The sequence below is a fragment of the Streptomyces sp. NPDC002817 genome (assembly GCF_053592055.1).
The window spans coordinates 107,799-120,046 of sequence record NZ_JBSFUY010000021.1; the positions used below are offsets into that span (position 1 = coordinate 107,799).

Annotated in this window: 11 protein-coding genes and 1 riboswitch; of the genes, 2 read left to right on the forward strand and 9 right to left on the reverse strand. The window is 69.6% G+C overall.

All coding sequences use genetic code 11. The features are described from left to right. Positions 1 to 15: 15 nt before the first annotated feature. From ACWD3I_RS32085 to ACWD3I_RS32095, 3 genes are all read right to left on the reverse strand, one after another. The gene (locus ACWD3I_RS32085; protein ID WP_365407470.1) at positions 16 to 675 is read right to left on the reverse strand and encodes a YceI family protein; all 660 of its coding nucleotides are present in this window, start codon (positions 673 to 675) and stop codon (positions 16 to 18) included. A 91-nt stretch (positions 676 to 766) separates the two neighbouring features. After that, entirely contained in the window at positions 767 to 2,365 is a 1,599-nt protein-coding gene (locus ACWD3I_RS32090; RefSeq protein WP_365407473.1) for a sodium/solute symporter, read from the reverse strand. After that, positions 2,359 to 2,703, reverse strand: coding sequence for a DUF485 domain-containing protein (locus ACWD3I_RS32095; protein WP_365407476.1), 345 nt, complete (start codon positions 2,701 to 2,703; stop codon positions 2,359 to 2,361). Before ACWD3I_RS32095 ends, ACWD3I_RS32090 begins: the two co-directional genes overlap by 7 nt. Before the next feature lie 522 nt (positions 2,704 to 3,225). Here ACWD3I_RS32095 and ACWD3I_RS32100 point away from each other — a divergent pair. Then, on the forward strand, positions 3,226 to 3,951 hold the full coding sequence (locus tag ACWD3I_RS32100; RefSeq protein WP_365407479.1) for a carbonic anhydrase: 726 nt from the start codon (positions 3,226 to 3,228) through the stop codon (positions 3,949 to 3,951). Between the two features lie 56 nt (positions 3,952 to 4,007). Beyond that, positions 4,008 to 4,230: riboswitch (cobalamin riboswitch) on the forward strand. Positions 4,231 to 4,388: 158 nt separating this feature from the next. Continuing rightward, on the forward strand, positions 4,389 to 6,701 hold the full coding sequence (metE, locus tag ACWD3I_RS32105) for a 5-methyltetrahydropteroyltriglutamate--homocysteine S-methyltransferase (RefSeq protein ID WP_365407482.1): 2,313 nt from the start codon (positions 4,389 to 4,391) through the stop codon (positions 6,699 to 6,701). Between the two features lie 83 nt (positions 6,702 to 6,784). Here the strand turns inward: metE and ACWD3I_RS32110 are convergent, their stop codons facing one another. The 6 genes from ACWD3I_RS32110 to ACWD3I_RS32135 form a co-directional block, all read right to left on the reverse strand. Beyond that, complete coding sequence (locus ACWD3I_RS32110; RefSeq protein WP_451084234.1) at positions 6,785 to 7,723, reverse strand: hydrolase; 939 nt, start codon at positions 7,721 to 7,723, stop codon at positions 6,785 to 6,787. Between the two features lie 186 nt (positions 7,724 to 7,909). Then, the gene (locus tag ACWD3I_RS32115; protein WP_365412978.1) at positions 7,910 to 8,734 is read right to left on the reverse strand and encodes a hypothetical protein; all 825 of its coding nucleotides are present in this window, start codon (positions 8,732 to 8,734) and stop codon (positions 7,910 to 7,912) included. 33 nt (positions 8,735 to 8,767) lie between these two features. After that, a complete protein-coding gene (locus ACWD3I_RS32120; protein WP_365412976.1) occupies positions 8,768 to 9,115 on the reverse strand; it encodes a VOC family protein in 348 nt (115 codons plus the stop codon). Positions 9,116 to 9,124: 9 nt separating this feature from the next. Next, positions 9,125 to 10,063 (reverse strand): sugar phosphate isomerase/epimerase family protein, encoded by a 939-nt coding sequence (locus tag ACWD3I_RS32125; RefSeq protein WP_365412974.1) that lies wholly within the window; start codon positions 10,061 to 10,063, stop codon positions 9,125 to 9,127. After that, positions 10,060 to 10,671 carry a nucleoside deaminase gene (locus tag ACWD3I_RS32130; protein ID WP_451084235.1) on the reverse strand — a complete coding sequence of 204 codons (612 nt, stop codon included), beginning with the start codon at positions 10,669 to 10,671 and terminating at the stop codon, positions 10,060 to 10,062. Before ACWD3I_RS32130 ends, ACWD3I_RS32125 begins: the two co-directional genes overlap by 4 nt. Before the next feature lie 15 nt (positions 10,672 to 10,686). Beyond that, positions 10,687 to 12,213: a GMC oxidoreductase gene (locus ACWD3I_RS32135; protein ID WP_365414058.1), complete on the reverse strand. Its 1,527-nt coding sequence runs from the start codon at positions 12,211 to 12,213 to the stop codon at positions 10,687 to 10,689. Positions 12,214 to 12,248 lie beyond the last annotated feature (35 nt).

A 12,248-nucleotide genomic window follows, 5' to 3' on the forward strand; every position in this document is an offset into this window, starting at 1 on the left:
CTGAGCCGGGGCGGGTCAGCCGACGGGCGCGGTGCGGATCGCCGCGATGTCGAACTGGAGGCGGACCTTCTCGCTCACCATGGCGCCGCCCTCGGCCAGTTTGGAGTTGTAGTTCAGGCCCCATTCGGAGCGGTTGATGGTGGTGGTGCCGTCGAAACCGGCCCGCTGGTAGCCGAAGGGGTCGGTGACATAGCCTATGTAGGTGAGCTCCAGGACCACAAGGCGGCTGGCGGCCTTGATGGTGAGGTCGCCGGTCATGCGGTAGACATCGTTGCCAACCATCTCCACGGCGGTGCTCGCGAAGCGCATGCGCGGGTAGTTGCGGGCGTCGAGGAAGTCACGGCCCACGAGGTGGGCGTCGCGCTGTTCCACGCCGGTGTCGACGCTGCCGGTCGACAGCACGATCTCCGCCTGTGAGCGGGACGGATCGCGACCGTCGAAGTACAGGCGGCTCTGGTACTCCGGGAAGGCTCCGCGGACCGTGGTCACCATCGCGTGCCGTACGGAGAAGCCGATCCTGCTGTGGGCGGGGTCGATGACCCATTCGCCGGTCAGGGGCGCCAGCGCCGGGTCCGGGAGGAGCGCGGTGCCGGCAGCCGTTGACATGGTGGGGGGCTGGGGCATGACGGTGTGCTCCGTGCGGCGGAACGAAGTGTCACGGCTGAACAATTTCATGATTCACCTAGTTACTGTACGGGAGTTGTCGCCGCAAGCCCTGATCAACGATGAACAAAAACTCCACAAATTCCCCATGCCATGGTCGAGTTCACTCCTGGTCCGCTCCGACGAGGGTGCGGACCTCGAAGTCCTCATAACTTTCGGGCGATTGCGGCCTGCTCAACACCGAGCCCAGCCAACCGAGGAGGAATCCGGCCGGAATGGAGACAATGCCGGGATTCTGCAGGGGAAACAGGGCGAAATCGGCGGACGGGTAGAGCGAGGAGGGAGTCGAGGAAACCACCGGCGAGAAGACCACGAGCAGGACGGAGCTCAACAGGCCGCCGCAGAGGCTGAGCAGGGCGCCCTGAGCCGTGAACCGCCGCCAGAACAGGGTGTAGACGAGTGTCGGCAAGAGGGCGGAGGCAGCGATCGCGAAGGCGAGGAATGCCAGTGTCGCCGTGTTCGCACCCCAGGAGATCAGCGCGAGCAGCATGCCGAGGACACCGATGACGGCCGCCGCGAGACGGGCCACGGCCAGTTCCTCGGTCTCCTTCGCCCGGCCCTTGCGGATCACCTCGCCGTAGAGGTCGTGGGCGAGGGAGGAGGCCGCGGCCAGGGTGAGGCCCGCGGCGACGGCGAGGAGGGTGACGAAGGCCAGACAGGACAGCAGGGCGGTCAGGATGCCGCCGCCGAGGTCCTGGGCCAGCAGCAGTACGGCGGCGTCACCCTTGCGGTCGGTCTGCGCGATGGTGTCGCGCCCCACGACGGCGGTGGCGCCCAGGCCGAGGATGCCCGCGGCCAGACAGACGAGGCTGACCAGGCCCATGGCCCACACCACCGAGGAGCGCAGAACGCTGACCTGCTTCGGGGCGAGGAGCCGCATCATCACGTGCGGAAGCGCGGCGAGGCCGAGCACGATGGCCAACTGGAGGCTGAAGAAGTCCAGTTTGCTGGTGGTGCTGCCGCCGTAGCGCAGCCCGGGTTCGAGGAACCGCTGGCCCTGACCGCTGTTGTCCGCGGCGGCGGCCAGCAGGGCGTCGAAGTTCCAGTCGAAGCGGTGCAGCACCATCACGGCGGTCACGGTGACCCCGCAGATGAGCATCACGGCCTTGACGACCTGGATGAACGTGGCGCCGGGCATGCCGCCGATGGCGGCGTACACGATGACGATGGTGCCGATGACCACCACGCACAGGGTGCGGGTGGTGGCGCTGGGCTCGCCGGTGAACTGGGTCAACAGCGCGACACTGCCGACGAGTTGGGCGACCAGATAGAGGGTGGCGATGACGAGGGTGCAGACGGCCAGGGCAAGGCGTACCGGGCGCTGCATGCGGGGCAGGCGGTACGCCAGGGTGTCGCCCAGGGTGAACCTGCCGGCGTTGCGCAGGGGTTCGGCGATGAGCAGCAGGACCATCATCCAGGCGACGGCGGTGCCGCACAGATACAGCAGCCCGTCGTAGCCGGTCAGGGCGACCAGCCCGGTGCTGCCCAGCAGGGTCGCGGCCGACAGGTAGTCGCCGCACATGGCCAGCCCGTTGCGCAGCGGCGACATCATGCGGTTGCCGAGGTAGAACTCGCTGATCTCGTCGCCCTGCGGTGCGGTCAGCAGCGCGGTGAAGAGGGTGACCACGACCACGGACAGGAAGAGCACGAGCGTCAGTTGCAGGCTGAAGCGGTCCACGACAGCGGCACCGGTCGTCACCATCGGCGGCGGTCCCCCTCTCGGGGAGCGGCGCTCACTCGCGCTCGCCCTGCGGCCTCCTGGTGGTGGGCGAGCCTGCGCAGACCTCGGACGACGGGTGTGACGTGGGTGCGGTGGTGCACGAGGTAGCGCCACACGATGACGCCCATCAGCACGAACTGCCCGAGCCCCAGAGCCAGTCCCAGGGTGAGGTGGCCGCCGAGGGTGCGGTTCATCAGTGCGGGGACGAAGCCGGACAGCAGGACGTACACCAGGAATCCGCCGACGGCGACGGCCGTGGCCCGCACTCCGAACTGCCGGTGGGCGCGGCGGAGTGTCCGGTAGGCGGGATCGTGCGCCACCGTCGGCCGCTCCGTGGATTCTTGGGGAGTTTCGGAGTACGGCGGCGGCGCGCCGAACGGCATGGAGTGCCGTGACACAATGCACCTTCTTCGCTGCTTTGCGCGGAGGCAGGCCAGAGCCACGCTCTGTGCGGACTTCGTGGGGGATTTGTGAATCAGAAATTCGCGTGATGCGAATTGTCACAACGGGGTCGGGACGGGGATTCTCGCAGCGCCCACGTTGAACTATCAACGGGACGAACAAGGCCGATTCCCGCCCTGACTCATTCACACGCTCCGGCGTCCGCGACGCCTCCCACACAGCCTGCGGAAAGGGCTCTCCAGGGATCAGGTCTGAACCTTCTCTCGAGCCAGGTTGTCTCAAATGCAGTGCACAGCAAGGCAGTTGCCGAGGCCGCCGCACCAAGGACGGCACCAGGAAAGACCAAGATCCACCCAAGATCACGTCACGCTTTCCCCGCGCTTCACCATGGTTTGGCAACGCGACAGACCGGTGCCGGACTCGGTCATACGTTCGTCGCCGTGAACTCTCAAGACACTCCCCACAGAGCCGGGCGCCGCGCACTCCTGCGCGCCGGGCTCACCGGTGCCGCGGCTCTCGGCGCCGGCCTCACGCTCGGCGCGACCCCCGCGTCGGCGACCCCCACCGGCACGCGTCCTCGACCCGGCACTCCCGACGAGGCGCTGCGGGAACTGGCGGCGGGCAATCTGCGCTGGCGCACCTACCGCGAGCGGCACCCCGACGAATCACCCGCCGTCCGTCAGGCCCTGGCGACGGGGCAGCATCCCTTCGCCCTCGTCCTCGGGTGCATCGACTCCCGGGTGCCCCCGGAGCTCGTCTTCGACCAGGGCCTCGGCGATCTGATGACGGTGCGCAGCGGCGGTGAGGTGCTGGACGAGGCCGTGCTCGGCAGTGTCGCGTACGGAGTGCTGGAACTCGACATACCGCTGGTGCTGGTCCTGGGGCACCAGTCCTGCGGCGCCGTGAAGGCCGCCGTCGAGACCGACGTCTCCGGTGCGCAGCTGCCGGCCCACATCCAGTACCTGGCCGACCAGATACGACCGAACATAGACCGCACCAAGGACGGCGACGCCCGCGTCGACGCGACCATCGACGCCAACGTCCGGGCCATCCGCTCCCGCATCGCCGCGGAGCCCGACCTCGCCGCGAAGGTGGCCGCCGGTGAACTGGCCGTCGTAGGGGCCCGTTACGAGCTGACCACCCAGCTCGTGCACCGCATCTCCTGAACCGACGACGGGGGGCGCCGCCGATGAACTCACCGGCGGCGCCCCCGTCCTCGTGTATAGGCTGAGCACGCAGCTGGTTCGCCCTGTCCGCCAGGCAGGAGCGTCGTAAGAGGGAACCCGGTGGGAATCCGGGACTGCCCCGCAGCGGTGAGCGGGAACGACCGCCGTCACACGCACTGGACCCGGCAAGCGGGTCTGGGAAGCGACGGCCATTAGGTGCCTCGTACATCACGAGGTGTGCCCGCGAGTCCGAAGACCTGCCACTGCCCGGGTACGACCGACTCGTACCCGGAGATCCCGGTGACCTCGTGGGCGGGTCGGCGAACACTCAAGGCGGGCACAGGTTTTCGTGCGGCCGCCCGGAGTGCCGTTTTCCCTTCGCGTTCTCCCCCGTCGCCGGGGTCGTGCTACGAGAACAGCTCGCGAAGGAGAGTTCCGTGACCACCGAGTCCGCAGCCGCGGCAGCGCACGCCACCGTGTACGGCTACCCGCGCCAGGGCCCGAACCGGGAACTGAAGAAGGCGATCGAGGGCTACTGGAAGGGCCGCGTCACCGCCGACGCGCTCCACCGGACCGCCACCGAACTGCGCCGTTCGAACTGGCGAGAGCTGGCAGACGCCGGCCTCCACGAGGTGCCGACCGGCGCCTTCTCGTACTACGACCACGTCCTGGACACCACCGTCATGGTCGGCGCCATCCCCACCCGCCACCGCGACGCCGTCGCGGCGGACGCACTGGACGGCTATTTCGCCATGGCCCGCGGCGGCCGGGACACCGCGCCGCTGGAGATGACGAAGTGGTTCGACACCAACTACCACCACCTCGTCCCCGAGTTGGGGCCGGACACCGTCTTCGCCGCGGATGCCTCGAAGCAGGTCGCCGAGGTACGGGAAGCCCTCGCGCTCGGTCTGGCCGCCCGGCCTGTCCTGGTCGGCCCGGTCACCTATCTGCTGCTGGCCAAGCCCGCCCCCGGGGTCGCCGCCGACTTCGACCCGCTGACGCTGCTGGACCGGCTGCTGCCCGTGTACGCCGACGTCCTGTCGGTTCTGCGGGCCGCCGGCGCCGAGTGGGTGCAACTGGACGAGCCCGCGCTCGTCCAGGACCGCACTCCGGCGGAACTCGGCGCCGCCGCCCGCGCCTACCGTGAACTCGGCACTCCGACCGACCGGCCGAAGCTGCTCGTGGCCTCGTACTTCGACCGCCTCGGACAGGCCCTGCCCGTTCTGGCCAAGGCACCTGTCGACGGGCTCGCCCTGGACTTCACGGGCCCGGCCGCCGCCAACCTCGACGACCTCGCCGCCGTGGGCGGACTGCCGGGCAAGCGGCTGGTGGCCGGGGTGGTCGACGGGCGCAATATCTGGATCAACGATCTGGAGAAGTCACTGTCCACGCTGGGCACCCTGCTCGGCCTCGCCGACCGGGTCGACGTGGCCGCTTCCTGCTCCCTGCTCCACGTCCCGCTCGACGTCACGGCCGAACGCGACATCGCCCCGCAGATCGCCCGCTGGCTCGCCTTCGCCCGGCAGAAGACGTCCGAGATCGTCACACTGGCACACGGCCTGGCCCGCGGCACCGACACCATCGCCGCCGAACTCGCCGCGAACCGCGCGGACCTGGCCTCCCGAGCGGCCTCCCCCATCACCCACGACGACGCCGTGCGCGCCCGGACGGCCGCCGTCACCGATGCCGACGCCCGCCGCCCACAGCCGTACGCCGAGCGTGCCCTGGCCCAGCGCGCCCACCTGAAGCTCCCGCCGCTGCCCACGACAACCATCGGCTCCTTCCCTCAGACCGGCGAACTGCGCACGGCACGCGCCGACCTGAAGGCCGGACGCATCGACACGGCGGCGTACGACAAGCGCATCGAGGCGGAGATCCGCGAGGTGATCTCCTTCCAGGAGAAGACCGGCATCGACGTCCTCGTGCACGGCGAGCCCGAACGCAACGACATGGTCCAGTACTTCGCCGAACAGCTCACCGGCTACCTCGCCACCCGGCACGGCTGGGTCCAGTCCTACGGCACCCGGTACGTCCGGCCGCCGATCCTCGCCGGCGACATCTCGCGCCCCGAACCGATGACGGTGCGCTGGACGGCGTACGCCCAGTCCCTCACCGACCGCCCGGTCAAGGGCATGCTCACCGGTCCGGTCACCATGCTCGCCTGGTCGTTCGTCCGCGACGACCAGCCCCGCGGCGAAACCGCTCGCCAGGTCGCCCTCGCCCTGCGCGACGAGGTGAACGACCTTGAGTCGTCCGGCACTTCGGTCATCCAGGTCGACGAGCCGGCGTTGCGCGAGACCCTGCCACTGCGGACCGCCGACCGGCCGGCCTATCTGGCCTGGGCCACCGAGGCGTTCCGGCTCACCACGGCGGGCGTACGGTCCGAGACGCAGATCCACACCCATATGTGCTACGCGGAGTTCGGTGACATCGTCGGGGCGATCGACGACCTCGACGCCGATGTCATCAGTCTGGAGGCGGCCCGCTCGCACATGCAGGTGGCCGGTGAGCTGGCCGCGCACGGCTATCCGCGCGAGGCGGGCCCGGGGGTGTACGACATCCATTCGCCGCGGGTGCCGAGTGCGGCGGAGGCCGCGGCCCTGCTCCGCAAGGGACTTGAGGCCCTGCCGGCCGAACGGCTGTGGGCGAACCCCGACTGCGGTCTGAAGACCCGCGACTGGCCCGAGGTACGTGCGTCGCTGGAGAACCTGGTGACGGCTGCACATGAGGTCCGGCGCGATGTGTCCTGAGTGAGTCGATGGCGGGTGCGGCCCCGGAACGGCTTCCGGGACCGCACCCGCCATCCCCCTTGTGCGGGCTCAGCGGGTCGGTGTCACGAGGACAGCCACTCGGTGGCGTTCAGCGCGAGCGCCGCGTTGGTGGCGCCGGTGTCGTTCCAGCCGTCGTAGAGCGTGTTGCCGGACTGGCCGGTGCCGTCGTCGATCGGGGAGCTGTCGCCCCAGAAGGCGACCTTTCCACTGCCGAAGGTGCTGGTGGCGAAGAAGGCTCCGGTGTTGCCGGAGTAACCACTGCGATAGAGAAGCCCCTTGACGGCCGAGTTGTCCGCGGGCTTCAGGGTGGCCGTCGTACCGCTGGCGATCAGGCTCTTGGTGACGGTGCCGAACGAGCCGTGCAGCACCGGGTTGGTGCTGTCACTGATCGCCGCGGGGTAGCCGGAGCTGATGCTGAGCGAGTCGATGGAGAAGCCGAACGGGTCGGTGGAGTCGACGCTGTTGGCGGTCATCAGGTCGTTGAGGATCTCGACCGCGTCCTCGCCGTCGTTGTTGCGGTCGGCGCCGGTGTGGTCGGAGATCATGAACAGGCCGCCGCCGTTCTTCACGAAGTTCATGATCGCCGTCTTCTCGGCGGTCGTGAACAGTGTGTTGGGCTCCGGCAGGACCAGCGTGTCGAAGTTCGACAGATCGGTCGCCGAGGAGCCGCCGTAGGTGAGGCCGGCGCCCGACGGCAGGGTGTCCAGCGAGTAGTCGCCGCTCTGCTGAAGCGCCACACCCCAGGAGGACAGCGCGCCCGTCCAGTCCGTCTCGTCGGAGGGCGAGGAGTCCTCACCGGTCGGGTCGGGCTGGCTGGTGGAGACGATCCAGTCGGCGTTGCCGGCCGTCTCGGCGTGCGCGTTGTCGAACAGGACGCGGTGCGTGGTGGCGGCGGCCGCCGGGCCGGCGGTGGAAGCCTGGACTGCGGCGCCGGTGGCGAGCAGGCCGAACACGGTGACGGCGGTGGTGAATCTGCGGGGGGACTTGCCGAGGCCGAGCATGCGGTGAACCTCCAGGAGTGGGGGGAGCGGGAGGCGGTGCGGGCGCCGAATCTTCGCGCGTAGAACGGAAGTTGCACGACCGCCGCTCGACACAAGGCTGGACGCTACACACAAGATCCAGAAGGCCGGCAGGGCCTGCTGGGGGTTCACGTAGAGCTCTTACCCGGTCGCCGGTCGGCCCGGACGTCACTTGATGGTCTTGAGGAAGTTCAAGTAGGTATCCACGTCGCGCCCATGGCGATCCGACTCCTCGACGGCCCGCACGAGATCCCGCTGAACCTTCCCTGTGCAATCAAGGTCTGATTTCCGGAGCTTCGGAGACTTCAGTGCGAACTGGAGCAACAGCCCGGACGCTTCGGGTGGCGACAAGAACGCCACGGTCCCTGCGTCACGGAAGGACTCATCCGTCCCTTCGCGATAGGAGACCTCCACGACATAGGCACGTGTCGCCCCTTGCTCCTTTTCGTAGTGGGGATTCTTTTCATGCTCACCGAGTACGAATCGAACGGCCTCGGACTTACCGGGCAGGACCTCGAAAGGCCGGACAAGCAGCTCACTGCCTTCATCGGGCAAGGTCACATCGAAGCTGCCCGTGACACTGACACCACCCCCTGTGGGCGGGAGTTCCGGTCTGCACGGATCGGACGCCTGGAAAACCCGTTTGACCGTGAACCGGAAGTCAGTGATCACGGCGGTCAGATCGCCCCTGTTGCGCAGGGTGAGCAGGATCGGAGTACCCAGGGTGGTGGTCCGGCCCGGCAGTTTCCGTTCCCCGGCCTTCAGGACGGCGGGAACCCGCACCTCGTCCTCCACCGACAGGGAAAGAGCCTCCAGTCCGGGCTCGGCCCCGTCGTCCCCCTCCCACGGATTCGGCAGCCACCCGAAGAAGACACTCGTGAAAGCCAGGGCGACAGCGCTCCCGAATGCCGTGACCGCGGTCAGGAAAGGTCTGTTCGACTGTTCTTGCCCCGGGTCCGATCCCGTCGTGCCGTCCGACTCCGACTCCCCCATGCCGCTGATTTTCCCAGAGCGGGACTCCGCGCACTACGTCGTCGCGGGACCGCCCCCGAGCCCGATCTCGTTGCCGTCCGGGTCGTGGTAGGTGATCTTGCGGACGCCGTTGGAGTAGGTCTCGCGCCTCGTGGGTTCCAGACCCCGGCCGGCGATGCCGGCGACACGGGTGTCGAGGTCGTCGACGAAGAGGGTGTGGAGGGCGTTGCCGGCACGGGCGGGGAGGTGCTCGATGCAGATGTACCGGTGTTCCGCCAGCTCCCAGACGGCTTCCGTGTCGTTCGGGAAGAACGCCGGTGCGGTGCCGAAGAGTCGTTCGTACCAGGCCAGCGCCGCCGTGTAGTCGCTGACCGCAATGCCTGCGAAGAGGTTCAGGGACATCCACCCATGCTAGGCGCTCGCGCTCCGAGCGGCCTTCGCCACGGCCGTTCCCGCCCGGAGCGCGGCCACGGGATCGGCCGCCTCGTCCAGCTCGATCAACACCGTGCCGGCACCCGGTGTACGGGACATCGCCGCGGCCCAGCCCGCCCAGTCCACGATGCCGTTGCCGAGTTCGGTCATGTACGGCTGCTGTTGGGCGTAGATCGTGTCGTCGATGGTGAGGTGGACGTCGATCGGGCGTATCGCGTCCTTCCAGTGGGCCAGCGCGATCCGCGGGGCGTGGCGGCGGGCGACGGCCACCGGGTCGCCGCCGCCGAGAGCGATGTGGCAGGAGTCGGGGCACAGCCAGACGTAGCGCGGGTCGGTCAGGGCCATGAACAGGTCGATGTCCCGCTCGTACCAGAGCGTGCTGTGGGACTCCGTGTGGAAGGCGAGCTTCACGCCGTGCCGGGCGACGGCCTCGCCGACCACGTGCGCGATGTCGGCCATGCGGGTCATGTAGGAGGCGTCGACGAAGAACGGCGGCTGGGTCCCGTACGTCGTACGCATCGGCAGCCCGGCGACGAGGAGTTCGCCGCCGGCCTCGGCGAGGAAGGCCGCCCGGCGTTCGGCGTCGGCGACGATCGCGGGCAGGTTGTCGCCGTGCCGCCAGTCGGGGGCGTCGCTGCCCGCGATGAACGCGCTCACGACGGACAGGCCCCGCGCCGCGAGCTCGCCGCGGAACGCGGGGGCGCTGCCGAAGGCGCGCAGGGCGGAGTCGATGTCGCCGGGGGCGAAGGTCAGCTCGACGCCGGTGACACCGGCGTCGACCAGGGCGTCCATGACCCGTGCCCAGAACAGCTCCGGGTGTGCCTGGGCCCGCTCGCGTACGGCGTCCGCCGAGGCGAGTCCCCAGAAGTCCGGGTGGTAGAAGGTGATGATGTCGGTCGCGAAACGCGGCGTCGTCATTCGGCACCTCCGCGGGCGTTGTAGACGACGACGCCGTCGGCCGCGTCGACGGCCTTGCGGTAGTCGCGGAACACAGCGAGAGCCTCGTCCCGGAGCACGTCTCCCACGACCTCGATGCCGCGCGCCTCGAACTGCTCGGCCCAGTCCGCGCCGAGCGGGCCCTCGTCGAACGTGGTGATCTCCTCCAGTTCCGGGCCCTCGCCGGCGACGACGAGTCCGCGCACGCCGGACCACATGGTGGCGCCGTAACACTGGATGCAGGGACGCCAGTTGACGACCAGCTCGTGAAGGGGGAGCCCCTCGCCGCCGAGGTCCCAGCCGCCGGTCGCCGTCTGGGCCAGGCCGAGTGCGACGACCTCGGCGTGGGCGCTGGAGACACCTGAGGCGAGGACGACGTTCACGCCGACCGAGACGATCCGGCCGGTGTCCTGTTCGGCGACGAGCGCCGCGAACGGACCGCCGTTGCCCTCACGCCAGTTGCGGTCGGCGAGTCGGTGGACCAGACGCATCCGGTCGTCACGGCCGGGGATCACCGCGGGCACGTCGGCCAGTTCGTCGTCGATCCAGGCCGGCAGGGCCACGTGGTACTGCTTGGCGATGTCGATCACGGTGGGGGCTTCCTGTCAGTGGGCGGCGAGTGCTGTGTTGCGTACGGATACCGCGCGGGCGGCGCGGATCGCGGTCACCGCGCCGGTCAGGGTGACGTTGGCGGCCATCGCGGTGGGGATGACACCGTTTCCGGCGAGGTACAGGTTGTCGTAGCCCCACACCCTGCCGTCCGGGTCGCACACGCTGGTGCCGTCGTCGTCCGTGCCGGAGCGGACGGTGCCGGTCTGGTGCAGGGACGAGCCGGGCGGGAGCAGCGCGCTCTCGGTCGCCGGGTCGAAGGGGCCGAACTCCTCGGCCAGCGACCGGACTTCGGCCAGGGCTCGGTCGATCAGTGTGCGGTCGGCGTCGGAGTAGCCGAACTCGACGGTGATCCGGGGCATTCCGGCGAGGTCGGTCTCGGTGTCGGAGAACACCAGCCGGTTCTCGGGGCGGGACTCGACGGGGGCGTACAGCGACAGGCCGACGGAGTGGGCAAGTCGGCGGCCGCCGCCGTCGACGTACGTGCGGTTCATGATCTGGCCGTGGAACGGCTGGGCCGACCCGTTGTGCGGCAGCCAGAGCGAGTCGGTGCTGAACTCGCCGGGGCGTGGCAGCGGCAGGGCGTCGAGGCCGATGCCGAACCGGTCGAGGTCGAGCAGGACGCGGGCGGTGATGAACGCGTGTTCGTTGAGCCGGCGGCCGAGCGCGGGGGGCCGGATGCCCGAGGCGAACAGCAGTTGCGGAGTGCGCAGGGCATCGGCGCACACCACCACGGTGTCGGCGTGGAGTTCGGACTCTGCGCCGTCGGCGACGCTCCGCAGCCGGGCGCCGGTGACCCGGCCGTCCGTGACGAGGAGGGCGGTCGCGAGCGTGCCGGTCAGAAGGGTGAAGGAGGGGTCGCCGCCGGTCGCGAGAGTGGGGAAGATCGTCCCGGGAGCCGTGCGGGGCATGGGGCCCGATGCGGTCGGGGTGACGGCCATGGGCATCGGCTGTGGTCGCCGGTCGTGCGGTCCCGTGCCGTCGAAGCGTCGGCGCAGGACGTCGAGGACTCGGCTGCCGACCTCGGTCGGGCCGATCGCGGCGGGCGTGACGGCGAGGATTTGGCGCGCGGTGTCCAGGTCCCTCGCCCAGCCGACCGGGTCGCCGAAGTCGAACACCTCCTCCCCTGCGGGCCAGGGGGTCGCGGCGGTCCAGTGGACGCCCATGCCGCCCGCGTTCCACGCGAGCGCCGCCTGGGGCATCGCCTCGGTGTCCTCGCCGAAGGCCAGGGCGTGGAACATGCCGGGCGTCAGTTCGGCGAGGCTGCCCGCGATCTCGCGCACCACCTCGGCGCCGGTGTACATGCCCTGGATGCCGGTGGCGACGCGTTCGTTGTAGCGCGCCCACAGGTCCGGGTCGTCGAGGTCGTGCAGGTGCAGGCCGGGAGCCGCGCCGATCGTGCTGCCGCCGTCCACCATGGTGATGTCCAGCGCCGGATCGCTGTCGCGCAGCTGCCGGGCCACCACGGATCCCATGATGCCGCTGCCCACGACGAGGACGTCGGTGCGGGGGGTGTCGGTCAAGGTGAGACTCCATGTGTTGTGACACGGGTGCGGGT

Excerpts from the sequence above, each read along its gene's own strand:
- ACWD3I_RS32120 (WP_365412976.1), bottom strand. The coding sequence starts at position 9,115 with ATGTCCCTGAACCTCTTCGCAGGCATTGCGGTCAGCGACTACACGGCG.
- ACWD3I_RS32125 (WP_365412974.1), bottom strand. The coding sequence starts at position 10,063 with ATGACGACGCCGCGTTTCGCGACCGACATCATCACCTTCTACCACCCG.
- ACWD3I_RS32085 (WP_365407470.1), bottom strand. The coding sequence starts at position 675 with ATGAAATTGTTCAGCCGTGACACTTCGTTCCGCCGCACGGAGCACACC.
- ACWD3I_RS32110 (WP_451084234.1), bottom strand. The coding sequence starts at position 7,723 with ATGCTCGGCCTCGGCAAGTCCCCCCGCAGATTCACCACCGCCGTCACC.
- ACWD3I_RS32115 (WP_365412978.1), bottom strand. The coding sequence starts at position 8,734 with ATGGGGGAGTCGGAGTCGGACGGCACGACGGGATCGGACCCGGGGCAA.
- ACWD3I_RS32090 (WP_365407473.1), bottom strand. The coding sequence starts at position 2,365 with ATGGTGACGACCGGTGCCGCTGTCGTGGACCGCTTCAGCCTGCAACTG.